21 protein-coding genes are annotated in these 23595 nt (G+C 70.4%); 11 read left to right on the top strand and 10 right to left on the bottom strand.

Translation table 11 applies throughout. The features are described 5' to 3' along the window. The first annotated feature begins 109 nt into the window (after positions 1-109). On the top strand, positions 110-1555 hold the full coding sequence (gene mgtE, locus O7R11_RS07910) for a magnesium transporter (RefSeq protein WP_337996965.1): 1446 nt from the start codon (positions 110-112) through the stop codon (positions 1553-1555). Here the strand turns inward: mgtE and O7R11_RS07905 are convergent. After that, on the bottom strand, positions 1552-1992 hold the full coding sequence (locus O7R11_RS07905; protein WP_337996964.1) for a C-GCAxxG-C-C family protein: 441 nt from the start codon (positions 1990-1992) through the stop codon (positions 1552-1554). The genes mgtE and O7R11_RS07905 overlap by 4 nt on opposite strands. A gap of 22 nt (positions 1993-2014) precedes the next feature. Then, a complete protein-coding gene (locus O7R11_RS07900) occupies positions 2015-3463 on the bottom strand; it encodes a hypothetical protein (protein ID WP_337996963.1) in 1449 nt (482 codons plus the stop codon). A 241-nt stretch (positions 3464-3704) separates the two neighbouring features. Between O7R11_RS07900 and cobD the strand changes: the two genes are divergently transcribed. Together cobD and O7R11_RS07890 are read left to right on the top strand one after the other, a co-directional pair. Further along, entirely contained in the window at positions 3705-4730 is a 1026-nt protein-coding gene (gene cobD, locus O7R11_RS07895) for a threonine-phosphate decarboxylase CobD (RefSeq protein WP_337996962.1), read from the top strand. 50 nt (positions 4731-4780) lie between these two features. Further along, entirely contained in the window at positions 4781-5206 is a 426-nt protein-coding gene (locus tag O7R11_RS07890) for a hypothetical protein (RefSeq protein ID WP_337996961.1), read from the top strand. Here the strand turns inward: O7R11_RS07890 and O7R11_RS07885 are convergent. The 4 genes from O7R11_RS07885 to O7R11_RS07870 form a co-directional block, all read right to left on the bottom strand. After that, a complete protein-coding gene (locus O7R11_RS07885) occupies positions 5196-6875 on the bottom strand; it encodes an AMP-binding protein (RefSeq protein ID WP_337996960.1) in 1680 nt (559 codons plus the stop codon). The two genes, O7R11_RS07890 and O7R11_RS07885, sit on opposite strands and share 11 nt — an antisense overlap. Positions 6876-6893: 18 nt before the next feature. Then, positions 6894-7997, bottom strand: coding sequence for a hypothetical protein (locus tag O7R11_RS07880; protein WP_337996959.1), 1104 nt, complete (start codon positions 7995-7997; stop codon positions 6894-6896). Between the two features lie 95 nt (positions 7998-8092). Further along, the gene (locus O7R11_RS07875; RefSeq protein ID WP_337996958.1) at positions 8093-8614 is read right to left on the bottom strand and encodes a queuosine precursor transporter; all 522 of its coding nucleotides are present in this window, start codon (positions 8612-8614) and stop codon (positions 8093-8095) included. Between the two features lie 122 nt (positions 8615-8736). Further along, a complete protein-coding gene (locus tag O7R11_RS07870) occupies positions 8737-9675 on the bottom strand; it encodes an AEC family transporter (RefSeq protein WP_337996957.1) in 939 nt (312 codons plus the stop codon). Positions 9676-9943: 268 nt separating this feature from the next. Between O7R11_RS07870 and O7R11_RS07865 the strand changes: the two genes are divergently transcribed. From O7R11_RS07865 to pgmG, 4 genes are all read left to right on the top strand, one after another. Next, the gene (locus O7R11_RS07865; RefSeq protein WP_337996956.1) at positions 9944-10750 is read left to right on the top strand and encodes a division plane positioning ATPase MipZ; all 807 of its coding nucleotides are present in this window, start codon (positions 9944-9946) and stop codon (positions 10748-10750) included. Positions 10751-10866: 116 nt separating this feature from the next. Next, positions 10867-11739 (top strand): UTP--glucose-1-phosphate uridylyltransferase GalU, encoded by an 873-nt coding sequence (gene galU, locus O7R11_RS07860; RefSeq protein ID WP_337996955.1) that lies wholly within the window; start codon positions 10867-10869, stop codon positions 11737-11739. Positions 11740-11775: 36 nt separating this feature from the next. Further along, on the top strand, positions 11776-13107 hold the full coding sequence (locus O7R11_RS07855) for a UDP-glucose dehydrogenase family protein (protein ID WP_337996954.1): 1332 nt from the start codon (positions 11776-11778) through the stop codon (positions 13105-13107). Beyond that, positions 13104-14498 (top strand): phosphoglucomutase/phosphomannomutase PgmG, encoded by a 1395-nt coding sequence (pgmG, locus tag O7R11_RS07850; protein ID WP_337996953.1) that lies wholly within the window; start codon positions 13104-13106, stop codon positions 14496-14498. The genes O7R11_RS07855 and pgmG overlap by 4 nt, the downstream gene beginning before the upstream one ends. On the opposite strand, the gene O7R11_RS07845 is transcribed toward pgmG, so the two are convergent. Together O7R11_RS07845 and O7R11_RS07840 are read right to left on the bottom strand one after the other, a co-directional pair. Further along, positions 14499-15299, bottom strand: coding sequence for a substrate-binding periplasmic protein (locus O7R11_RS07845; RefSeq protein ID WP_337996952.1), 801 nt, complete (start codon positions 15297-15299; stop codon positions 14499-14501). Positions 15300-15339: 40 nt separating this feature from the next. Beyond that, positions 15340-16641, bottom strand: a complete 1302-nt coding sequence (locus O7R11_RS07840; RefSeq protein WP_337996951.1) for a D-alanyl-D-alanine carboxypeptidase family protein — start codon at positions 16639-16641, stop codon at positions 15340-15342. Between the two features lie 216 nt (positions 16642-16857). Between O7R11_RS07840 and O7R11_RS07835 the strand changes: the two genes are divergently transcribed. The 4 genes from O7R11_RS07835 (at position 16858) to O7R11_RS07820 (ending at position 21349) form a co-directional block, all read left to right on the top strand. Beyond that, a complete protein-coding gene (locus O7R11_RS07835; protein WP_337996950.1) occupies positions 16858-17499 on the top strand; it encodes a hypothetical protein in 642 nt (213 codons plus the stop codon). 155 nt (positions 17500-17654) lie between these two features. After that, positions 17655-17975 (top strand): ATP-dependent Clp protease adapter ClpS, encoded by a 321-nt coding sequence (clpS, locus tag O7R11_RS07830; protein ID WP_420792978.1) that lies wholly within the window; start codon positions 17655-17657, stop codon positions 17973-17975. A 5-nt stretch (positions 17976-17980) separates the two neighbouring features. Beyond that, positions 17981-20299: an ATP-dependent Clp protease ATP-binding subunit ClpA gene (clpA, locus tag O7R11_RS07825; protein WP_337996949.1), complete on the top strand. Its 2319-nt coding sequence runs from the start codon at positions 17981-17983 to the stop codon at positions 20297-20299. Between the two features lie 258 nt (positions 20300-20557). Next, positions 20558-21349 (top strand): tetratricopeptide repeat protein, encoded by a 792-nt coding sequence (locus O7R11_RS07820; protein WP_337996948.1) that lies wholly within the window; start codon positions 20558-20560, stop codon positions 21347-21349. A 2-nt stretch (positions 21350-21351) separates the two neighbouring features. On the opposite strand, the gene O7R11_RS07815 is transcribed toward O7R11_RS07820, so the two are convergent. Together O7R11_RS07815 and O7R11_RS07810 are read right to left on the bottom strand one after the other, a co-directional pair. Next, positions 21352-21942, bottom strand: coding sequence for an LOG family protein (locus O7R11_RS07815; protein WP_337996947.1), 591 nt, complete (start codon positions 21940-21942; stop codon positions 21352-21354). Between the two features lie 96 nt (positions 21943-22038). Continuing rightward, the gene (locus O7R11_RS07810; protein ID WP_337996946.1) at positions 22039-23307 is read right to left on the bottom strand and encodes a glycerate kinase type-2 family protein; all 1269 of its coding nucleotides are present in this window, start codon (positions 23305-23307) and stop codon (positions 22039-22041) included. Positions 23308-23595 lie beyond the last annotated feature (288 nt).

Raw genomic sequence — 23595 nt, 5'->3', positions numbered from 1 at the left:
GACAAGCCCTTTGGAATTGGGCGTATGTTCCCATCTTGGGGGTACGCGCTTTTCCCGCCCCTGCCCTGCAAAACACGTTTCCGCGACGCGGAGGACAACGGAGGTTCCGATGGCTCCCGAGCAGACGCCGAAGCATCCCGAAGACGGCAAGCCCGGTCTCGCGGAGGTCGAGGCCCGCGCCGCCGCGCTGGACGGGGACGAGGCGTTCCCCGACGAGGGGTTCACCGACGCTCTGCTGCGCCTGGTTTCCGAGGCGATCGCCGCGGGAGACATGGCGCGCGCCCGCGCCCTGGTGCTGGACCAGCACTATGCCGACGTCGCCGACATCATCGAGCGCATGGAGGCGGACGACCGCGCCCAGCTGGTGCTGGCGCTCGGCCGCGACATCGACCCCGACATTCTCCCCGCGCTGGACGGGGACGTGCAGGACCACGTGCTCAACATGATGGGCGCGGACGGCGTCGCCGCGGCGGTGGAGGCGATGGACTCCGACGACGCGGTGGCGGTGCTCGAGCAGTTGGACGACGACGAGCGCCGCCGCGTCATCCAGGCGCTGCCCGCCGCGGACCGCGCGGGGATCGAGCAGGCGCTGGCCTATCCGGAGTCTTCCGCGGGCCGCATGATGCAGCGGGAGCTGATCGCGGTGCCGGATTTCTGGGCCGTGGGCGACGTGCTCGACTACCTGCGCACCACCAAGGACGAGTTGCCGGAGACCTTCTACGAGGTGTTCGTGGTGGACCTGCGGCACCATCCGGTGGGGCGGGTTTCCCCCGCGCGGCTGTTGCGCGCCGCGCCGGAGACCCCCTTGCGCGACATCTTCGACGAGGATGTGGAGCCGATTCCCGCCACCATGGACCAGGAAGCGGTGGCGATGACCTTCCGCGACCGCGACTGGGTTTCCGCCATGGTGGTGGACGGCGACGGACGCCTGATCGGCCGCATCACCGTGGACGACATCGTGGACGTCATCGACGAAGAGGCGGAGGACGACATGCTGCGCCTCGCCGGCGTGTCGGATTCCGACATCTTCCGCGCGGTGTGGGGCACGGTGCGCACCCGATTCGGCTGGCTGTTCGTCAACCTCGGCACCGCGTTGATCGCCGCCACGGTGATCAGCCTGTTCGAGAACACCATCGCCCGCGTCGTCACGCTGGCGGCCTTGATGCCCATCGTCGCGGGCCTGGGCGGCAATGCGGGAACCCAGACGCTGGCGATTTCGGTGCGCGCCCTGGCGATGAAGGAACTGACCCCGGGCAACGCGCGCCGCGTCATCGGCAAGGAGGTCGGCGTGGGGCTGGTCAACGGCCTCGGTCTCGCGGTGGTGGGCGGCACCATCGCCTATTTCTGGTCCGGCAACGTGAAGATCGGCCTGGTGCTGGCCGGGGCCATGGTGTCCAACATGGTGGTGGCGGGCCTGGCGGGGATTCTCATCCCGCTCACCCTCGACCGCTTCAAGGTGGACCCGGCGGTGGCCTCCGGGGTGTTTCTCACCGCGCTCACCGATTCGGTGGGCTTCTTCGCCTTCCTCGGCCTGGCGACGGTGTTTCTGCTTTAGATCAGGTCCGCGGCGATCTCCACCGCGGAGCGGACGCATGCCATGCAGACGCTGTCGCGCAGGCCGCGTTCCTTCACTTGGCGCGTGCCTTCCGGCGTGGTGACGTCGCAGCCCTGCAGCAGCTCGCGGCAGAGGCAGGAACCGTGCCGCGCCTCGAATGCGGACATCAGCGCATAGACCTTGTCGTAGGTGGCCTGGGTCATCGCCTTGTCGCCGCCCTTACCGCGCCCGTGGACGAGCCCGAGGGCGAGGATGGCCCCGGACACCGCGCCGCAGACCTCCTGCTTGCGGCCCATGCCGCCGCCGAAGCCGCAGGCGAGGCGCATCGCCAGGTCCTCGTCGAGGCCGTGCTCCGCGCAGAAGGCGGAGACCGCCGCCTGGGCGCAGTTGTATCCGCCGGTGAAGGTGGCGAGGGCGGTGTCGGTCTGCTTGCTCATGGGGGATGTTCCCTGCGGAGGTTCACGCGCTGATGTAGCGGGCGATCGCGCGGTCCAGCACCGTGGAGGTGATGATGATCGTGGCGATGTCCTGTTTGCGTTGGATCGAGCCGCGCAGCACCATCTCGCGGTAGTCGTCCACCAGGCCGCGCAGCGCCATCACGCCGTCCTTGCGTTGCAGGTGCTGCTCGAAGAAGACCCGCCCCAGCCCCGGCTTGCCCCAGATGCCGTTCATGATGCCGACGATCTCCGGGATGGTCGGTCCCGCGGTTTCGTCCGGTTCGATCTCGGTGGAGAGTTCGAGCGCCGCCAGCGCCTCCGGCGTCATGTAGTCGAGGTAGCGGGCGCAGAAGGTCTTGATGTGCTCGATGATGCCGCTGCGTTCCGGCCCCGGGTTCATCATGCGGATGTTGCGCAGAAGCTCGCCGAAGGCGGTGATGATCGGCGCGGGCTGCTTCACCAGGGAGGCGAAGTCGCTCCCCAGCATGGCGCGGAACACCGCGATGTCGGTTTCGTGCTGGCGCTCGCGCAGGTCGGGGCGGCCGCGCTTGTTGAGTTCCTCGTTGATCTTGTCGGTGACGTCGCGCACCGCCCAGGTGCCGATGGCGAGCAGCGCCTCCGGCGAGCGGATGAGGCGCAGGTCGAGGCCGAGTTCGGCGATCTGCTCCGGCGCGGAGAACGCCTGGGCGAAGGCGAGCAGGTAGCGCGGGTCCCAGTCGAGGATCTCCGTCGCCGCGGGGCCGAAGGCGTTGCCCAGCGCATGCATCTGGAACGCCTTGATGTGGGTCAGCGCGTTGAGCCAGTCGGTGTCCACCTGATCGGTGAGGATCGCGCCGAAGCGGTGGCCGAGCTTGACCCGCACCTCGCCGAGCGCGCCCGCGTTCATCCCCGCGAGGATGCGCAGGCGCGGCAGGGCGTCGAGCGCCATCGCCTCGCCGGGCAGGCGTTCCAGCGCGCCGGTGTTCTTGGCGAAGATGACGCGCACCGCACGTTCCACGTAGATGCGTTCCGCCTGATCCACGGAAAGCCCGCACGCCCCGGCGGGCACGGTGCGCTTGCCGGAGCCGATGCGCTGCCCCGAGGGGCCGACGATGGCGATCAGGTCGAGCTGCCAGGCGACCTCGAACACCTTGATCGCACGCTCGATCGCCGCGTCGTTCTTCAGCGCCGCCTCCAGCGGCAGCGCGCCGATCAGCGAACCCTCCGCCCCCAGGGCGGCGCTCTCCAGCTTCTGCAGGAAGGGATAGAGCTTGCGCACGGCGCGGTGCAGCCGGGTCTTGCGGCCGTTCCGGGAGTGCAGGGCGAGGCCGCGGAACGGCAGCGACAGCCCGAAGGGGAGAATCCGCAACAGGTCGGAATCGCCGTCGGCGACGCGCAGGATCAGGCGCGCGCGGTCCGGCTTCTTGCCGTTTGCGGCCTTGGCGCTGCCGCTCTTGGCCTTGGCGGGCTTTTGCGCGGGTTTTTTGGCCATGCGGATGCGGCCCCGGTGAGAGTGCAAAAGCGGCGGCAGACGTGCGCCGTGTCAACGAGTGGGTTGCTGCCGACTGTGCCCAACGTCGGGAACGAAATCAAGGATTCCATCGAAAGGGTGAAACTCTGCGGCGGATGGCGTACGGATTTTTCATGCCTCCGCCGCAAATCTCCATTGGGTTCCCTCGCGGGCGAAACTGCTCTATGGTGCGCGGCGATAGGCTTTTTGGGGGAGTGTGGCGGTGATCGACGACGACGCCCTGCCGATACACGGCGGCGATCTGGCGGCTGCGGAGGCGCGCTACGGCGTGCCGCGCGCGGAGTGGCTCGACCTTTCCACGGGGATCAACCCCAACCCGTACCCGGTGGCGGGGGTTTCCGCCGCGGCGTGGGGGGCGCTGCCCGACGCCGCGCGCAACGAGGCGCTGCTCGCCGCGGCGCGCGCCGGATACGGCGTGGCCGCGGCCGCGGCGGTGGTCGCCGCGCCGGGCACCCAGGCGCTGATCCAGTGGCTGCCGCGCCTGATCGCCGCGCCCGGCGTGGCGGTGGTCTCCCCCACCTACGGCGAACATGCCGCCGCCTGGGCCGCCTGCGGCCTGCCGGTGCGCGAGGTCGCGGGGATCGAGGCGGGGGACGACGCCGCGGTGCTGGTGGTGGTCAACCCCAACAATCCGGACGGCCGCGCCTATGAGGCGCTGGACCTGCTGCGCCGCGCGGAGCGCCGCGGCCGCGATGGCCGCTGGCTGATCGTGGACGAGGCGTTCTGCGACGTCACGCCGGAGATCAGCCTGGCGCGCCATGCGGGGATTCCCGGCCTCATCGTGCTGCGGTCCTTCGGCAAGTTCTTCGGCCTCGCCGGGGCGCGGCTGGGCTTCGCGCTGTGCCCGCCGGAATTCGGCGCGCGGCTCGCCGCCGCCATGGGGCCGTGGGCGGTTTCCGGCCCGGCGGCGGAACTCGGCGCGCGGGCGCTTGCCGACAGGCCGTGGATTTCCGCGGCGCGGCGCGAACTGGCGGCGATGGCGGCGCGCCTCGACGACCTCTTCGCGCGCTGCGGGCTGACCGTGGCCGGCGGCACAGATTTATTCAGACTGACACACTTCGAGGCCAGCCTCGCATTGTATCATGCGCTCGCGAGGCAAGGCGTGCTGGTGCGGGCCTTCGCCGCCCGCCCCGAATGGCTGCGGTTCGGTCTGCCGGGGAATTCGGCGGCGTTCGACCGCCTGGAACACGCCCTGCACGCCGCGATGGACGAGACCGGGCGATTCTGAAGACTCCCCGGTCGGTCCCGCGCAGGTAGGACCGGATACGGGGAACCCGCATGAATGCATGGATGATCGGCGTCGGTTATGCGGGCGGCTTCGCCTGCTGTTCGCTGTGGGCGCGCGAGTGGGCGCGCCGCAAGGGGCTGAACACCAAGGTGTGGGGCACCGCCGGCGCGGCCGCCGGGCCGATCGGCGTGATGGCCGTGGGCCTGTGGCGCGCGCGCGCGTCGCTGTGCCCCCATTGCCTCGCCCCGATGCCGTTCGAGGCGCGCTATTGCCCCACCTGCCGCGCCCGCGAGCACGGCGCGGCCGAGGCTCCGGCGCCGCGTCCGCGCCGCCTCGTCCTGCCGCCCCTGCCGCTGCCGCGCCGGATACGCGCCCATCAGGCGGCGCGCCTTGCCGCCCGCCGCGCCGCCGAGCCGTTGTTCGCGCCGCACGGTTATTTCGAGACCCCCGCGGAAACCCCCGCCGTCACGAACTGACGGAGGGTTTTTCCAGAAGGCCGCGCAACCGCGCGCGGTGCACCCGGTTTTCGTTGGTGCGCGGAATCTCCGCCACGAAGATCAGCCGCTTGGGCAGCGCATAGGGCGCAAGGCTCTTCGCCGCCGCAGCCAGGATGTCGGCGGCGAGCAGGGCCTCCGCCGCGGCGTCGCCGCGGCCCGAGCCCGGCTTGGCCACCACCGCCGCCACCACTTCCGGATTGCCCGCCGCGTCCGGCAGGGCGAGCACCGCCGCCGCCTCGACCATGCGGTGGGCGGCGAGCACGCGCTCCACGTCGTCGGGGAGGAAGCCCGCCTGCTCGGCGGGGAGGACGTCGTCCGCCTTGGCGACGAAGGAGAGGTTGCCGTCGTCGTCGAGGCTCGCGATGTCGTCGGTGAGGAACCAGCGGCCGACGTATTTGCGCCGCGCCCACTGCGCCACCGCTGCGGCCTGCCCCTCGTAGCCGAGGCAGAGGCCGGGGTGGTCCTGGGTCACCGCGACATGGCCGACCGCGCCGATCGGCACGCTCTGGCCGTCGGCGTCCACCACGCCCAGCACCGTGCCGGGAATGGCGCGGCCGATCGCCGCGTCGCCCTCGCCGGAAAACCAGTGGGGGTGGGTGGCGGCGATCGGGCCGGTCTCCGCCTCGCCGTAGATGCGCCCGAGCGGCAGGCCGAGGGTTTCGCGGCACCAGTCGTCGGCGTCCTGCGGCGGGCGTCCGCCGACGCAGGCGGCGGCGCGCAGGGCGAAGCTGTAGTGGGCGCGCGGCTCGGGGAAGCGGCGCAGGCCGTCGATCGCGGCGGGGGTGAAGAGCGCCAGGCGCACGCCGTGGCGGGCGATGTGGGCGAAGCACGCCTCCGCCGCCGCGCCGGTGGCCGGGGCCGCCATGGCGAGCACCGGAACCCCGAGAATCCACGGTCCGAACAGGCCGGAGATCAGGCCCATGGGGTGCGCCGGTTCCGCCGCGCACCACAGCATGTCGCCGCCGCGCGGAATCTCCTCGAACACCATTTCCAGGCCGGGCAGATGGCCCAGCACCGCGCGGTGCGCGTGCAGGATCGCCTTGGCCGGGCCGGTGCGCCCCTGCGAGAACACCAGGAAGGCGGGATCGCCGGCGTTGGTGGACGCGCTCACCGGCACCGGCGGCGCGCCGTAGAGCGCCGCCCAGAAGTCCTCCGCCTCGTCCGAGGGGGAGGAGACGCAAAGCACGGCGGGCACGGGGTCCAGCCGTGCGGCGGCGCGCCGCGCCACGGCGAGAGAGGCGCGGTCGGCGACGATGATGCGGGGTTCCGCCGCCGCCATCGCCGCGGCGAGTCCGGCGGGGGGCCAGGCCGCGTCCATCGGCGCGACGACGCCGCCCGCCTTGAGCGCGGCGAGCGCGGAAAGCGCCATCTCCAGCCCCTGCGGCAGCAGGGTGGCGACGCACGCTCCGGGCTCCAGCATGCGCCCGGCGAAGGCGGCGGCGAGCAGGTCGGACAGGCGCTTCAGCGCGCCGTAGCTGAAATGCGCGGTGGTGCCGTCGGCGAGCGGCGCGACGAGAGCGGTGCGGTCCGGATCGGCGCCGGGGCGGCACTGGCGGTCGAGGCTGTCCGCGGCGGCGTTGAACGCCTCCGGAATGTGCCAGCGGAACGCGCGGCGCGAATCCTCATAGGAACGGACGGTCGGCAGCATGGCGGTTCGATCCCAGGTTCATTCGAGGAAGACCTCGTACTCCAGACGGTCGGGGGCGTTCAGCCCGTCCAGCAACACGCCGTCGAAGCCCAGGTCCATCAATCCCTTGAAGTATGCCCCGAGGATTTCTTTCCACTCCGGCATCCAGTAGTTGACGAGAATGTCCGAGGGCATGCCCGGCAACGGCTCGCGCAGGAAGGCGGGTTCCCCGACCCGCCAGCCGCGCTTCCAGTAGTAGCGGTCGTCGCGCGCCGCGGAAAGGTTGATCTCCGCCAGCAGCAGGCGGCGCGCGCCCAGGCGCTTGTATTTCAGGCCGCGCACGTCGGTGCGGGTCAGCGGCTTGTCGGCGGCGTAGAAGGCATCGACGATCACCAGATCGGCGTTGCTTTCACCCAAGGCCATCAGCCAGTCGTCCTTCGACGCATAGGCGCGCGGGCCGCGCATCCACAGGCCGTTCTTCACGTCGCCCAGGTTGTCCACGTTGGCGGCGTTCTCGAACGGCGGGCGGCCCTTGGGCAGGCGCTGCGGCGCGTCCGGGGCGCCGATTTCGGCGATGCTCAGCGTCTTCTCCGCGCGGCCGCGCTTCGCCGTGGCGAAGGGGTCGGCGGCGGCGCACGGGTCCAGCGAGATCACCCGCATCCCCGAGGCGCGGACCGCCGCGATGCGTTGCGCGATCGCCTGCGCCTTCATTTCCTCGGCGCGGGAGGGCTTGGGCGCGTCGGGTTTCGGCGGCGGTTTGGGGCAGTTGACGCCGTCCAGCGCCACCGCGTCGAGATCGTGCAGGATGCGGCGGAACGGCGCGCCCGGCGCGGTGTCGGGCACCGGCTCGCGGTCGAGGGAGGCCGGGTCGAGCAGGCTTTCGCGCTGCTGCTCCCAGGGGCTCGTCGCCATCAGGCCCAAGGGCATCCGCCCGACCAGAAGGAAGCGCGGGTCGCGGCTTTCCGCATATTGCGCCAGGCCGTCCACGATGAGGCGCAGTTCCTCGCGGAAGCGCGGAATCGCCATCAGCTTTTCCATGCGGGTGAGCGGCTTGCGGCTCTGCGCCGCGGCCTCGCGCACCGGCAGCGCGGCGGCGAGCGCGGCGGCGAGAATGCAGACGATGCGCGGGAAGATGCGCGGCAAGGGGGCCTCCGCCGGAAACAGCCGAACCGGACCGCGCGCTCGCGCGCCGGTCCGGTTTTCACCTTAGCGGGGCAGGTTTAACAAAGGGATAAAAATCAAACGCCGGCGAAACGCCTGCGGACGATGCCGCCATAGGGCGCAAGCATCAGGAGCGCCATGCCGATCTTCACCGCGAAGTCGCCATAGGCCCAGGTCAGCCACGGCAGGCCGGAACCGGCGAAGGCGAGGGAGAAGAACAAGGTGGTGTCGATCGCCGAGCCGATCACCGAGGAGGCGAGCGGCGCTTTCCACCAGCTTTCCTTGCGCAGGCGGTTGAACACGAAGACGTCCAGCAACTGCGCCACCAGGAAGGCGGAGCCGGAGGCGAAGGCGATGCGCGGCGTCGCCACCCATGCCGAGAGGACCACCGCGCAGAAGAACCCCCAGCGCACCACGCGGCGCGCCTGCGCCGGGCCGAAGGCGCGGTTGGTCAGGTCGGTGACGAAAAACGCCACCGGATAGGTCAACGCGCCATAGGTCAGCCAGTCGTTGATCGGGTACTGCACCATGATGTTCGAAACCACCACCACCACCACCATGGCGGCGACCGGCAGGGCAAGCTGCTTGTTCACGGGCATCCGTTCCATTCTCCACGCATAGCAAACCTGCCGGGTCTCCAGCGAAACCGGGCATGTGCGAAAAACTCAGGGGGCGGAGATAACCACGCCGGAGGGGCGCTGTCCAGCGGAAAACCGCCGCTTCAGCGCACCAGGGCGATCGCCACCGGCGTGGTCACCGCGGCGAGGAGGGTGGACATGACGATGGCCGAGGCGGTGGCGGCGCCCATCTTGCCGAACTGGTCGGCCATCAGGTAGACGTTGAAGCCGACGGCGATCGACGCGAGCATGACGATCGACTGGGTTTCCAGGGGCGGCAGGCCGAGCAGCAGCGCCAGGACCCAGACCACGGCGGGCTGCACCGCGAGCTTGAAGACGGCGATCGCCGAACCCTCGCGCCAGCCCGCGCGGAAGCCGAACTTGGCGAGCCCCATGCCGAGGGTCACCAGCGCCATCGGCGAGGTGGCCTTCGCCAGCATCTGGACCGGCGCGTCGATGAGCGCCGGCAGGGCGAGGCCGCTCGCATCGAAGGCCAGCCCGGCGACGATGGCGACGATGATCGGGTTGAGGAGGACGCTCCGCAGCATCTTGGCGAAGCCCCGGAACGACAGGCTGCCGTGCAGCGACCACTCCACGGAAACGGTGACCAGGGTCCACAGGACCAGCGCGTTGAACGCGACGATCAGCGACACCGACGGCAGCGACGCCTCGCCGAGGGTCGCCTTGGCCAGAGGAATGCCGAGGAACACGTTGTTGGAGAAGATGCAGCCGACGCCGAACACCGACTGCGACACCCCATCCAGCCGGAACAGCCTCCAGGCGGCGAGGCGGCCGATCGCGAAGACGATCAGGCAACTGCCGAAAAAGGCGATGAGCAGCCGGGAGTCCACGGGCGGCAGGGAGGAAAACCGCGACATCGTGCTGAACAGAAGCGCCGGGACGAGGATGTTGAAGACGAACTTCGACAGGTGGTCGGCCATCGCGTGCGGCCATTTGAAGGCGCGCATCGCCGCGTAACCGATGAAAATCAGCAGGAACAGCGGCGCGGAGAGCAGGATGTGGTGGAGACTTTCGGACAGCATTTCACGGGCACGCGGCAGGGGTGGGGAACGACGGGGCGGAAACCTCCCGCGGCGCGGCTGCGGGCATGCGGGCGTATTCGATTTCCACGTACGCTACCGGGCTTTGTGTACAATGTAAATCCACGGCGGGCATATTCCGCCGCGGCGGTTTTTGCGCGGTTTTTTTGCGCTTCGCCGGGGTTGCGGCGGGGCGTGGAATGTGGCTTCCTGATGACACCGCGCCTTTTGTAAAACCAAGGACATGGCGGCGCGGCGGACGGGGGGCAAGGTGGCCATCGGCGCGCAACAAGAAAGACCGGCCCACGTGGTGGTGATCGGCAACGAAAAGGGCGGCACCGGCAAATCGACGATCGCCATGCACATGGCGGTGGCCTTCGCCAACGCGGGCGGGCGCGTCGGCATCATCGACCTCGACCCGCGGCAGAAGTCGGTGTCGCGCTATGTGGAAAACCGCGTGGAGACGGTGCGCAAGACCGGCGTCATCCTGCCGGTGCCGACGGTCTACACCATGGCGGGCGACGGCATCGAGGAACTGGCGGAACTGGCGCTGACGGCGATCCGCAACGAGGAACTCCTGATCGTCGATACCCCCGGCGCGGCGACCGGGCTGTCGCGCGCCGGGCATGTCTTCGCCGACACCCTGATCACGCCGCTGAACGACAGCTTCGTCGATCTCGACGTGCTCGGCCGGGTCGAGCCGGAGACCCACCGCGTGCTCGCGCCCAGCCATTACGCCGAGCTGGTGTGGGACACCCGCAAGGAGCGCGCCCGCCAGGGCCGCGCGGCGTTGCGCTGGTTCGTTTTGCGCAACCGCCTGTCCAACCTGGATGCGCACAACAAGCGGGCGATGGAGGCGGCGATCGCCTCCCTGGCGGAGCGCATCGGCTTCACCCCGGTGGCGGGGCTGGGCGAGCGGGTGATCTACCGCGAACTGTTCCTTTCCGGCCTGACCCTGCTCGACCTCAGGCGTCCCGGCATTGCGGTGGACCTTTCGGTGTCCCATATCGCAGCACGCCAGGAATTGCGGGCGTTGTTCAACGCCATCGGCTTCACCGGCCTGATCCCGAACGCCTGAGCGGCGGTCATCGTTCGGTCACCTGCCGGGTCTGGACTTCCCGCCGCGCCCCGGCTTATAAGAACCCCGCGCGGTGTGTGTGAAATCCGCGCTTCGCAGAGACGTTGGAGTCTTTCATGGGTCATCGAGTTCGCAAGGCGGTTTTCCCGGTCGGCGGCATGGGTACGCGCTTCCTGCCCGCGACCAAGGCGATGCCGAAGGAGATGCTTCCGGTCGTCGATAAACCGCTGATTCAGTACGCGGTGGAGGAAGCCGCGGCGGCGGGGGTGGAGCACTTCATCTTCGTCACCGGGCGCGGCAAGAACGCGCTGGAGGATCACTTCGACTACGCGCCGGAGCTGGAGCGCATGCTCGAGGAGCGCCACAAGGACGAGGCGCTGGACGCGGTGCGCCGCTTCATGCCGCGCTCCGGGCAGATCAGCTACACCCGCCAGACCGAGCCCTTGGGCCTCGGCCATGCGGTGTGGTGCGCGCGCCACCTGGTGGGCGGCGAGCCGTTCGCGGTGATCCTGCCGGACGACCTGATCCTCGCCGACGAGCCGGTGCTCAAGCAGATGACCGACGTCTACGATCCGCTGGGCGGCAATCTGGTGGCGGTGCAGGACGTGCCGCGCGAGCACACCTTCCGCTACGGCATCCTCGACATCGAGACCGACGACGGCAAGCTCGCCAAGGCCAAGGGCCTGGTGGAGAAACCCAAGCCCGCGGACGCGCCCTCGACGCTGTCGATCATCGGGCGCTACATCCTCGACCCGGTGGTGTTCTCGCCCTTGGGGCGGCGGATGATCGGCGCGGGCAACGAGATTCAGCTCACCGACGCGCTGGCGACGACGCTCGCGGTGGTGCCGTTCCACGGCCTGCGGTTTGAGGGCGTGCGCTTCGACTGCGGCGACAAGGTGGGCTTTTTGCAGGCCAACGTGGCCTTCGCGCTGCACCGGCCGGATCTGGCCGACGACGTGCGCGCCGCGCTGAGGGATCTGGTCTGCTGAAGGCAGGCACGCGTTTACAGGTGGAGTGAAGCGACAATGCGTATTGCGATGATCGGCACCGGCTATGTCGGTCTGGTGTCGGGAACGTGTTTTTCCGAATTCGGCATCGACGTGGTCTGCGTGGACAAGGACGCCCGCAAGATCGAGATGCTGAAGCGGGGCGAGATTCCGATCTTCGAACCCGGCCTCGACGACATGGTTCGCTCCAACGTCAAGGCGGGGCGGCTGTCGTTCACCACCGATCTTGCGGATGCGGTGCGCGCGGCGGATGCGGTGTTCATCGCGGTGGGCACGCCGTCGCGCCGCGGCGACGGCCACGCCGACCTCTCCTACGTCTATGCGGCGTCGGAGGAGATCGCCGCCGCGATGGACGGCTACACCGTGGTGGTGACCAAATCGACGGTGCCGGTGGGCACCGGCCGCGAGGTCGAGGAGATCATCCGCAAGACCTGCCCGGACGCCGATTTCGACGTCGTCTCCAACCCCGAGTTCCTGCGCGAAGGCTCGGCGATCAACGACTTCATGCGCCCCGACCGCGTGGTCATCGGCACCGAGAGCGAGCGCGCCCGCGAGGTGATGCGCCAGCTCTACCGCGTCCTCTACCTGATCGAGACGCCGATCGTCTTCACCTCCCGCGAGACCTCGGAACTCATCAAGTACGCGGGCAACGCCTTCCTGGCGATGAAGATCACCTTCATCAACGAGATCGCCGATCTCTGCGAGGCGGTCGGCGCGGACGTGCACGACGTTTCCCGCGGCATCGGACTGGACGGCCGCATCGGCAAGAAGTTCCTGCACCCCGGGCCGGGCTACGGCGGCTCGTGCTTCCCCAAGGACACGCTGGCCCTGGTGCGCACGGCGAAGGACTACGGCTCGCCGATGCGCCTGATCGAGACCACGGTGGACATCAACGACAGGCGCAAGAAGGCGCTCACCGGCCGCGTCGCCGCGGCGGTGGGGGGCGTTCTCGCGGGGAAGACGGTGGCGGTGCTGGGGCTGACCTTCAAGCCCAACACCGACGACATGCGCGACAGCGCCAGCCTCGACCTCGTTCCCGGGCTGCTCGCCGCGGGCGCCAGGGTGCGCGCCTTCGACCCCGAGGGCATGGCCGAGGCGAAGCCGCTGCTGCCGCCGGAGGTGGCCTATTGCGCCGATGCCTACGCGGCGATGGAGGGGGCGGACGCGCTGGTCATCCTCACCGAGTGGAACGCCTTCCGCAGCCTCGACCTCGCCCGCGTCAAGGCGCTGATGGCCGCGCCGGTGATGGTGGACCTGCGCAACATCTACGATCCCAGGGAGATGACGGAGCGGGGCTTCGCCTATTCGTGCGTCGGCCGCCCGGTTGCGGCCTCCGGGACGGCCGGGTGACGGTGCACGGCCACCGCTTCCACCCCGCGATCCTGCGCGACTACGACATCCGCGGCGAGGTGGGGCGCACCCTGCGCATCGCCGACGCGGTGGCCCTCGGCATGGCCTTCGGCTCGCGGCTGATCGAGGCGGGCGGCGGCACCGTGGCGGTGGCGCGCGACGGGCGGCTTTCCTCCCCCGATCTCGCCGCCGCGCTGATCGACGGGCTGACCGCCTCCGGCGTCACCGTGCTCTCGGTGGGGCGCGGCCCGACGCCGATGCTGTTCTTCGCGGTGGAGGCGCTCAAGGCCGACGCCGGGATCATCGTCACCGCCTCGCACAATCCGGCGGACCACAACGGCTTCAAGATGGTGATGGGCGGCCGCCCGCTGTTCGGCCCGGATATCCGCGCGCTCGGCGCGCGCGCCGCGGCGGGGGACTTCGTCTCCGGCGACGGCGCGGTGGAGGAACGCGAGGTGGAGGACGCCTACGTCGCCCGCCTGCTGCGCGACATCGCCCCGGCGCGGCCGCTTTCGGTGGTGTGGGACTGCGGCAACGGCGCCACCGGCCCGGTGGCGGAGGCACTGGCGCGCCGCCTGCCCGGGCGGCACCGGGTGCTGTTTCCCGAGGTGGACGGGCGCTTCCCCCATCATCACCCGGACCCGGCGGTGGCCGCCAACCTTGCGCCGCTCGCCGCGGCGGTGCGCGCCGAGGGGGCGGACCTCGGCGTCGCCTTCGACGGCGACGGCGACCGCCTCGGCGTGGTGGACGAGACCGGCGAAATCCTCTGGGGCGACCGCATCCTCGCGCTGCTCGCCGAGGACGTGCTGGCGCGCCGCCCCGGCGCGACGGTGATCGCCGACGTGAAGTCCTCGCAGACCCTGTTCGACCGCATCCGCGCCCTCGGCGGCGCGCCGCTGATGAGCCGCACCGGGCACTCGCTGATCCGCGCCCGCATGGCGGAGGAGGGCGCGCCGCTCGCCGGGGAGATGAGCGGCCACATCTTCTTCGCCGACCGCTACTACGGCTTCGACGACGGCCTCTATGCGGCGCTGCGCCTGATCGAGGGCCTGGCGGCGCGGCAGGGCGGACTCTCCGCCTGGCACGGCGCGCTGCCGCGCCTGCCCGCGACGCCGGAGGTGCGCATTCCCTGCGGCGAGGAGGAGAAGTTCGCCGTGGTCGATGCGGTGGCCGCGCGCCTGGCGGAGGCGGGCGCGGAGGTGGAAACGGTGGACGGCGTGCGGGTGAAAACGGCGGAGGGCTGGTGGCTGTTGCGCGCCTCCAATACCCAGGCGGAGCTTACCGTCCGCGCCGAGGCGAAGACCGAGGCCGGGCTGGCCGCCGCGGTGGCGGCGGTGGCCGCGCACCTGGCCGCCGCGGGCGTCGCGCCGCCGGAGGCCTTGCGGGCGTAGTCAGAAGGCGGCGCGGGTGGGCGGCGCGCCGGGCGGCTCCATCGGGTCGATGCCGCGGGCGATGGCGGCCGCCAAGCTGCCGTCGTCGTGCATTTCGGCGATGGCGCGGTCGATCGCGGGCAGCGCCGCACGCCCCGCGGGCGAGCGCTTCGACGCGGCGATGTGGTAGGAAAGGTCGGCCACCGCAAGGCCGCTCGGCTCCGCCGCGGCGACCGACGGGCTGAGAATGCGGGCGTGCAGGCAGTAGACCTGCCAGTCCATGACGAAGGCGTCGATGCGCCGCGAGGCCAGCATCTGGATCAGCGCGTCGTCGCCGCTCACCAGTTCGAAGCGGGTGCCCTGGCGGCGCAGCGTTTCGCGGTCGAGGCCGTAGTTGTAGCCGCGCACCATGCCCAGGGTCTTGCCCGCCAGTGCGCCCCAGCCGCTCCACGGCGCGGCCTCGCGGCGGCGGAAGACCAGATTCGACGACAGCCACAGCGGACGGGAATAGGCGAGATAGGTCTCGCGCTCCGGGGTGAGGGTGATGCACCAGATCAGGTCGGCGGCACCGCTTTTCGCCTCGGCGTGACAGCGCGGCCAGGGCTGCAGGGTCATGCCGACGGAAAGCCCGGCGCGCAAAAACACCTGCCGCGCGAGCCGCGCCGCCACCCCTTCCACCGCGGTCTCCCCGGCCTTGCCGACGTTCCACGGCGCCCAGGGGAAGCTCACCGCCCGCAGCGCCGCGGCGAACGACGGCGCGGGCGCGCAGACGGCGCTTGCGGCGATGCCGGCGAGAAGGGTTCGGCGGGTCAGATGAGGCACGGCGCGCCCCTTGCGGCGGAGCGTGCGGCGCGAAGCGGCGTCAGGGTTTGATCACCATGCACGGCTTGGCCTCCCGCTGGATCAGGGTGCAGGCGCGGTTGGCGTCGCCGGAGGAGAGGCCGATGATGCGCGCGCGGTAGAGCGTTCTGGTCTTGGCCTTGAGGGGTTCGATGCGGCTTTGCGCGCGCGCCGCCGCGGCGTCGGTCTGCATCGCCATGGCGTGGCGCGCCGCGCCCTCGGCCGCGGCGCGGTCGGAGAACGCCCCGACCTGGATGCCCCAGGCGCCGGGCCGCGCCGCGACGGTGCGCGGCCTCTCGGGGGCGGGTTCGGGCAGGGCGGCGGCGTCGGTGTCGCCTTCGCCCACGCCCGCCGGCAGCGCCAGGGCGGCGACGCGTTCCTCGCCTTCGCCCGAGAGCGAAGCGAGCGCGCGCGGATTTTCCGGGTTCATCGGCGGGCGCGGCAGGCGGTTGTCGGCGAACGCGATCTCCTGGAAGCCGCGGTCCAAGAGGCCGGCGGTGCGGTGGTCGCGCCAGCGCGCGGTGTTGCCGCCCATCACCACGGCGATCAGGCGGTGGCCGCCGCGCACCGCCGAGGCCGCGAGGTTGAAGCCCGAGGCCTGGATGAAGCCGGTCTTGAGGCCGTCGGCGCCGGGATAGGACTTCAAGAGGTTGTTGTGGGTGGAGATGGTCTGCCCGTCGAAGTCGAATTCCTTGAGGGCGAAGTATTTGTAGTATTTCGGGAAATCGTGCTGCAAGGCGAGCGCCAGGCGCGCCAGGTCGCGCGCCGTGGTGAGCTGCGCACGGTGGTGCAGGCCCGAGGCGTTGCGGAAGGTGGTGCGGCTCATTCCGAGCTGGCGCGCCTTCGCGGTCATCCGCTGGGCGAACAGAACCTCGCTGCCCGCCAGGTTTTCCGCCACGGTGACCGCCACGTCGTTGGCCGACTTGATGACCAGCGCCTCGATCGCGGTGTGCACCGGGATGATCTGTCCCTTGTGCAGGCCGAGGCTGCTCGGCGGCTGGCGCTCCGCCCGCGCGGTGACGGTGAGCGGGCTGCGCAGGGTGATGTGCCCGGCCTGTAGATCCTCGAACAGGAGGTAGAGGGTCATCATTTTGGTGAGAGAGGCGGGGTGGTTCTGGACGTCGGCGCCGTCGGCGTAGAGGGTGCGGCCGGTATTGGCGTCGATGACGAAGGCGGCGTACTTGGCCGTCGCGTCCGGAGCGCCGGCCAGCCAGAAGCAGGCCAGGGCGAGGAGAGCGATCACCCGGACCGCCGCGCCGCGCCGGAACGCGCCTTGAATCGGCCCGTTGAGCGATGAGGGCCGTGCCGCCACGCGCTCGCGCATGAGATATCGTCCTTCGTCGAGTCATACCGGTATCGGAGCGGCCCTTGCGCCGCCGCCCCGGTATTCCCCGGGGTTCTTAAGGTCACCATAAGATATCCGCGACTCGGCTGTCCAGGCCGTTTTTTGCCGCCGAGTCGCGGCGAATCCGAAAGCCCTGGATTCTCGCCGTGCGCGACCCCAAAATCCGGGAAGGCGACAACGACGAAAGGACCTCCGGTGAACCACCGTTCGACCCCATTCCGCGCGGCGCGGGCGGCTTTGGCCGTTTGCGCCGCCGGTGCGCTTCTCTCCGGCTGCGCCGCCACCGGCGACGTCGCCGACCCGGCGGTGCGCCGCCTCACCTGGTTCTCCTTCATTTCGGGGGACGACCTGCATGCCGCCTGCGCGCCGGGGACCACCTCGCTGCGCCTGGCGCACAACGCGGTGTGGGACGAGGACGTGCGCGTCATCGAGGCGGGGCTGCTGCCCTGGCGCGGCGAGCGCTTCGCAGCGCGCTGGACGGCGGAGCAGGCGGAGGCGGTGACCGCGGCGCTGGCCGCCGACGGCGCGTTCACGCCGCTTGCCGCGCCGGTGCGCCTGAGCGGGCAGGGGTTCTTCTGGACCGGGGCGGGCTGTCTCGACGGCAAGCCGTGGTTCCACGCCTGGGCCGCGCCCGGCGCGGCGTACGACGCGCTGCGGTTCCCGGCGGCGGCGCTGCTGCCCTCGGGCCGCGCCTTCGCCGCGCCCCGCCCGCAGGATCAAACCTACCCCGAGCAGAACCGCAAGGAGAGCCGCGCATTCTTTCTCACCGCGACCGCCGATGGCGTGAGCGGACGGGCGGACCTGCCGCCGCCGCCGTTCTCGCGGTTTCTGCCGTGAGGCGGCCGGGGGTGTTTGTTGGGGGAGGGCCTTCCGTAGGCGGGGGGCTTCTCCCATATCAAAGTCGAAGGCCGCGGCGGGTGGGGCCGCGCAGGAGGTTGGAAACGGAGATGAGGCACCAGGCGACGATGTCCGGGGGCGGATTGCCGCCCCGTATGGGGGACGGACAGAACGACGACGACGGCCGCGTCGGCGTTTCCGTGCAGGCGCGGACGATGGTCAAGCGGCCGTCGATGTATCGCGTGTTGATGTTGAACGACGACTACACGCCCATGGAGTTTGTGGTTCACGTGCTGGAACGGATTTTCAACAAGAGCCATGATGAAGCCACCGAGATCATGCTCAAGGTCCATCATCGCGGCGTCGGCGTCTGCGGCGTCTTCACCTTCGAGGTCGCGGAAACCAAGGCCGGGCAGGTGATGGATCTGGCGAGGCGGAATCAGCATCCGTTGCAGTGCACGATCGAGAAGGAGTGACGCCGATGTTGTCGCGCAATCTGGAACGCAGCCTGCACCGCGCCCTCGCCGAAGCCACGGCGCGCCGCCACGAATACGCGACCCTGGAACACCTGCTCTACGCGCTCGCCGAGGACCGCGACGCGGTGGCGGTGCTGCGTGCCTGCGGCGTCGATCTCGACAAGCTGAAAAGCGATATCGAAGCCTTCATGGACACCGAGCTGACGCCGCTGATCACCGCACAGCCGGGCGATCCCAAGCCCACCTCCGGCTTCCAGCGGGTGGTGCAGCGCGCGGTGATCCACGTGCAGTCCTCGGGCCGCGAGGAGGTGACCGGCGCCAACGTGCTGGTCTCGATGTTCTCCGAACGCGAGAGCCACGCCGTCTACTTCTTGCAGTTGCAGGACATGACGCGCCTGGATGCGGTCAACTACATCTCCCACGGCATCGCCAAGAACCCGGAGATGAGCGACGCGCGCCCGGTGCGCGGCACGGACGAGCCCGCCGCCGCCGAGGCGCCGCCGCCGAAGTCCGTGGGCGAGGCGCTCAAGGCCTATTGCATCAACCTGAACGACAAGGCGCGCGAAGGGCGCATCGACCCGCTGATCGGCCGCGATGCGGAGATCGAGCGCACCATCCAGGTGCTCTGCCGCCGCGCCAAGAACAACCCGCTCTACGTCGGCGACCCCGGCGTCGGCAAGACCGCCCTGGCCGAGGGCCTGGCGCTGCGCATCGTCGATGGCGCGGTGCCGGAGGTGCTGGCCGACGCCACGGTGTTCGCGCTCGACATGGGGGTGCTGCTGGCGGGCACGCGCTATCGCGGCGACTTCGAGGAACGCCTGAAGCAGGTGATCAAGGAGATGGAATCCTTCCCCGGCGGGGTGATGTTCATCGACGAGATCCACACCCTGATCGGCGCGGGGGCCACCTCCGGCGGTTCGATGGACGCTTCCAACCTGCTCAAGCCCGCGCTCGCGGCGGGCAAGCTGCGCTGCATCGGCTCCACCACCTACAAGGAGTTCCGCAACCAGTTCGAGAAGGACCGCGCCCTGGTGCGCCGCTTCCAGAAGATCGACGTGCCGGAGCCCTCGCGCGACGATACGGTGAAGATCCTCAAGGGGCTGAAACCCTACTACGAGTCCTTCCACGGGGTGCGCTACACCCTGCCCGCGATCGAGGCGGCGGTGGACCTCTCGGTGCGCTACATCTCGGACCGCAAGCTGCCGGACAAGGCGATCGACGTGATCGACGAGGTGGGCGCGGCGCGCATGCTGCTGCCGCCCGCCAAACGGCGGCGCACCGTCAGCGTCGCCGATATCGAGGCGGTGGTGGCGAAGATCGCCCGCATCCCGCCCAAGGCGGTGTCCAAGGACGACCGCAGCGCGCTCAGGACCCTGGAACGCGACCTCAAGACCGTGGTGTTCGGCCAGGATGCCGCGATCGAGGAACTCGCCGCGGCGATCAAGCTCGCCCGCGCCGGGCTGCGCGACCCGGACAAGCCGATCGGCAACTACCTGTTCTCCGGCCCCACCGGCGTCGGCAAGACCGAGGCGGCGCGCCAGCTGGCGAAGAGCCTGGGCATCGAACTGGTGCGCTTCGACATGTCGGAATACATGGAGCGCCACACCGTCTCCCGCCTCATCGGCGCGCCGCCCGGCTACGTCGGCTTCGACCAGGGCGGCCTCTTGACCGACGCGGTGGACCAGCACCCGCACTGCGTGCTGCTGCTCGACGAGATCGAGAAGGCGCACAACGACGTCTACAACCTGCTGCTCCAGGTGATGGACCACGGCCATCTCACCGACCATGCCGGCAAGTCCGTGGACTTCCGCAACGTCATCCTCATCCTCACCACCAATGCCGGGGCCTCCGACATGGCGAAAGCGCCCTTGGGCTTCGGCCGGGGGCAGCGCGAAGGCGAGGACACCGAGGCGATCGAGCGGATGTTCACGCCGGAGTTCCGCAACCGCCTGGACGCGATCATCGCGTTCTCCCACCTGCCGCCGGAGATCGTGCTCAAGGTGGTGGACAAGTTCGTGATGCAGCTGGAAAGCCAGCTCGGCGACCGCGCGGTGGGGATCGAACTCTCCGCCGAGGCGCGCGCCTGGCTCGCCGACAAGGGCTTCGACGCCGCCTTCGGCGCGCGGCCGCTCGCCCGCGTCATCCAGGAACACGTCAAGAAGCCGCTCGCCGAGGAGCTCCTCTTCGGCCGCCTCGCCCACGGCGGCACGGTCAAGGTGACGGTCGCGGACGGCAAGCTCGCCTTCGCCATCTCCGAAGACCCGCACCACCCCCGCCACCGCCCGGAAAAACAGGACGAGGAACCGGGCCTGGTGCCGGTGTAGGGGCGGAAAAATAAAACTTCGTGGGGGGACTCGGTCCCCCCACTCCCCCCATAACTTTGGTTTTTCGCCGCGCAGCGGCTATCAACCGTCACGCCGCGTGACGGGTCTATCGCGCTTCGCGCAGAAACCAGAAAGTTATGGGGTCAAGGGGCCGTCCGGCCCCTTGCGGGTCCGGGGCAGCGCCCCGGCTTGGTTTTAACCTTTTGTTTTCGCCCGCGGCGGCATAATTCCGTGTCCAGGTTTTCCGGAGGGCATCGGATGCGTTTGAGGATCGCGGCGGCGGGTTTGGCGTTGCTTCTGGCCGCGCCCGCGTGGGCGGGCGTGGAGGAGGGGCGGGCGGCGTTGCGCGCCGGGGATGCGGCGGCGGCGTTGCGCGAGTTCGGCGATGCGGCGCGCGGCGGCGATGCGGAGGCGGAGTATCTGTTCGCCACCATGCTGAAGGACGGCGTGGGCCTCGGCACGCCGGACCTGCCCGCGGCGCGCGCGTGGTACGAGCGCGCGGCGGCGGCGGGGCATGCGGCGGCGCAGCTGGACCTCGGCTACATGCTGTTTCATGGCGAGGGCGCGGCGGCGGACCGCGAGGCCGGGATGTTCTGGTACGGGAAGGCGGCGGCGCAGGGGCTGGCCGCGGCGCAGTACAACATGGCGAAGGTGCTGTGGGACGGCGACGGGGCGAAGCGCGACCCGGCGCGGGCGGTGGGTCTCTTCCACGAGGCGGCGGAGCAGGGGCTGGCGGAGGCGCAGTTCGCCCTCGGCGTGGCGTTGCTGGCGTCGCCCAAGCCGGACGAGGCGGGGGCGTTCGCGTGGTTTTCCCGCGCCGCCGGCCAGGGCATGGCGGCGGCCTACGGCAAGCTGGCGGGGCTTTACACCCTGGGGCGCGGCACGGCGAAGGACCCGGTGGCCGCGGCGACATGGGCGGTGCTGGCCGAGGGCGCGGGCGACCCGGTGGCCAAGCAACTGCGCCTGAAGTTGGAAAACGATCTGACTCCGGAACAAAAAGCCGCGGCGATGGCCAAGGCCCGCGCCTTCGCCCCGCGCCTGGAGAAATAGGCTCAGGCGCGTTCCAGGCGGGGCTTGCCGCCGGGGCCCGCCGCGGCGGCGCGTGCGAGCGCTGCGAGCAGGCCGCGCGGGGTTTCCGCCACCGCCAGGGTGGCGCGGCTGGTGCCCTGCATGAAGCCCTCCGTCACCACGGAATCGAGGAAGGCGTTGAGCCCGTCGTAGTATCCGGCGGTGTTGAGCAGGCCGCAGGGCTTGGCGTGCAGGCCGAGCTGCGCCCAGGTCCAGATCTCGAAGAGTTCCTCCAGGGTGCCGATGCCGCCGGGGAGAATGGCGAAGGCGTCGGAGAGTTCCGCCATCATCGCCTTGCGGGCGTGCATGGTTTCCACGACGTGCAGTTCGGAGAGGCCGTGGTGCTCCACCTTGCGGCTGGTGAGGAAGCGCGGGATCACGCCGATCACCTCGCCGCCCGCGGCCATCGCCGCATCCGCCGCCTTGCCCATCAGGCCGACGTTGCCGCCGCCGTAGACGAGGCGCAGCCCCGCCTCGGCGACCGCCGTGCCCATTTCCGCCGCCGCAGCGGCATACTCCGGCCGCGCCCCTGCGCCGGACCCGCAGAACACGCATACCGCACGCAACCCGCTCATCGCTTCCGATCCTTCCGTCTTGCCGTTCGAAGACATCCGTTTTACCCGCCTGCGCGCGCGGCGCAAGGCCGCGGTGCGGCGGTTCGCCGAAATGTCTCAGACCGGGTCGATCAGGATGGCGCGGAAGTCGTTGACGTTGGTCAGCGTCGGGCCGGTTTCCACCAGGGCGTCGATCGCCTGGAAGAAGCCGTAGGCGTCGTTGTTGTCCAGGTAGTCGGCGGGCGACAGGCCGAGGGACTGCGCCTGATCCCAATGGTCGGGCACATAGAAGGCCCCGGCGTTGTCCTCGGTGCCGTCGATGCCGTCGGTATCGCAGGCAAGCGCGAAGATGCCGGGTTCGCCCGCCAGCGCCAGGGAGAAGGCGAGCAGGTATTCGGTGTTGCGTCCGCCGCGGCCGGAGCCCTTGACCTGCACCGTGGTCTCGCCGCCGGAGAGGATGCAGGTCTTTTCGCCGCGGCGCTTCGCCGCAAGCGCCATCGCCGCCTGTTCGCGCGCCACGTCGTGGGCGTCGCCCGCGATGCCGTCGCCGAGGTTGACCACCTTGTAGCCCGCATTCGCGGCGAGGGCGGAGGCGGCCTCCAGCGAGGCGACGGGGCTGCCGATCAGGCGGTATTCGCCGCGCGCCAGGCGCGGGTCGCCGGGCTTGGGGGTTTCCGCCGCGGGGTCCGCGAGGCGGGCGGTGATTTCCAGCGGGCAGGCGAGCTTGTAGCGCGCGACGATTTCCCGCGCCATGGCGAGGGTGGAGGGGTCGGGCACCGTGGGGCCGGAGGCGATGGTCGCCGGGTCGTTGCCCACCACGTCGGAGATCGCGAGCGTGAGCACCCGCGCCGGTGCGGCGGCGGCGGCGAGCCGTCCGCCCTTGATCGCCGAGAGGTGCTTGCGCACGCAGTTGATCTCGGCGATGTCCGCGCCGCAGAGGAGGAGCTGCATGTTGATGTCGCGCTTCGCCTCGAAGGAGATGCCGGGCGCGGGCAGGGCGAGCAGAGCGGAGCCGCCGCCGGAGATCAGGCAGACCACGAGGTCGTCGGCGGAAAGCCCCTGCATCATCGCCAGCATGCGCTCCGCCGCCTGCCGCCCCGCGGCATCGGGCACCGGGTGCGACGCTTCCACCACCTCGATCTTGCGGGTCGGGCAGGCATGGCCGTAGCGCGTGACCACCAGGCCCTCCAGGTTGCCGCCGGTCCAGTGCTTTTCGAAGGCGAGGGCCATGGACCCCGCGGCCTTTCCCGCGCCGACCACGATGGTGCGTCCGGCCGCCGCGGCGGGCACGTGGGGCGCGAGGCAGAGCTCCGGCGAGGCGGCGTGGAGGCCGGCCATGAAGAGGGAGCGCAGCAGGGTTTCCTGGGGGGTGACGGAGAGGGCCATTTGGAGGTCTCGCCTTGTCTGTGAAGGGTGAAAAAGTTTAGACCATTCCGCCCCGTAACGAAACATATCCGGTTGTTCTCCGGGCGCTCCCGCGGCCTGCGGAAGCGCCCGGCGCACGGCTTACGCGGTGCGGATGCGGGCGATGAAGTCGTTGACCTCGCCGTCCAGGCGCGTCGATTGGCGGGCGAGTTCCCCCGCCGCGGAGAGCAGTTCGTCGGCGCCGCCGCCGGCGCGCCCGGCGGCGTCGGTCACCTCGGAGATATGGGCGGAGACCTCGCGGGTGCCCGC

It is taken from the genome of Oleispirillum naphthae (assembly GCA_027864655.1).
Taxonomy (GTDB): domain Bacteria; phylum Pseudomonadota; class Alphaproteobacteria; order Rhodospirillales; family Rhodospirillaceae; genus Oleispirillum; species Oleispirillum naphthae.
The sequence above is the reverse complement of the archived record's forward strand: the minus strand, read 5'-3'. Positions and strand labels throughout refer to the sequence as shown.

Coding starts and splice junctions, on each gene's coding strand:
- mgtE (WP_337996965.1), top strand. CDS start 110: ATGGCTCCCGAGCAGACGCCGAAGCATCCCGAAGACGGCAAGCCCGGT.
- O7R11_RS07905 (WP_337996964.1), bottom strand. CDS start 1,992: ATGAGCAAGCAGACCGACACCGCCCTCGCCACCTTCACCGGCGGATAC.
- O7R11_RS07900 (WP_337996963.1), bottom strand. CDS start 3,463: ATGGCCAAAAAACCCGCGCAAAAGCCCGCCAAGGCCAAGAGCGGCAGC.
- O7R11_RS07890 (WP_337996961.1), top strand. CDS start 4,781: ATGAATGCATGGATGATCGGCGTCGGTTATGCGGGCGGCTTCGCCTGC.
- O7R11_RS07885 (WP_337996960.1), bottom strand. CDS start 6,875: ATGCTGCCGACCGTCCGTTCCTATGAGGATTCGCGCCGCGCGTTCCGC.
- O7R11_RS07875 (WP_337996958.1), bottom strand. CDS start 8,614: ATGCCCGTGAACAAGCAGCTTGCCCTGCCGGTCGCCGCCATGGTGGTG.
- O7R11_RS07870 (WP_337996957.1), bottom strand. CDS start 9,675: ATGCTGTCCGAAAGTCTCCACCACATCCTGCTCTCCGCGCCGCTGTTC.
- galU (WP_337996955.1), top strand. CDS start 10,867: ATGGGTCATCGAGTTCGCAAGGCGGTTTTCCCGGTCGGCGGCATGGGT.
- O7R11_RS07855 (WP_337996954.1), top strand. CDS start 11,776: ATGCGTATTGCGATGATCGGCACCGGCTATGTCGGTCTGGTGTCGGGA.
- O7R11_RS07840 (WP_337996951.1), bottom strand. CDS start 16,641: ATGCGCGAGCGCGTGGCGGCACGGCCCTCATCGCTCAACGGGCCGATT.
- clpS (WP_420792978.1), top strand. CDS start 17,655: ATGGGGGACGGACAGAACGACGACGACGGCCGCGTCGGCGTTTCCGTG.
- clpA (WP_337996949.1), top strand. CDS start 17,981: ATGTTGTCGCGCAATCTGGAACGCAGCCTGCACCGCGCCCTCGCCGAA.
- O7R11_RS07820 (WP_337996948.1), top strand. CDS start 20,558: ATGCGTTTGAGGATCGCGGCGGCGGGTTTGGCGTTGCTTCTGGCCGCG.
- O7R11_RS07815 (WP_337996947.1), bottom strand. CDS start 21,942: ATGAGCGGGTTGCGTGCGGTATGCGTGTTCTGCGGGTCCGGCGCAGGG.
- O7R11_RS07810 (WP_337996946.1), bottom strand. CDS start 23,307: ATGGCCCTCTCCGTCACCCCCCAGGAAACCCTGCTGCGCTCCCTCTTC.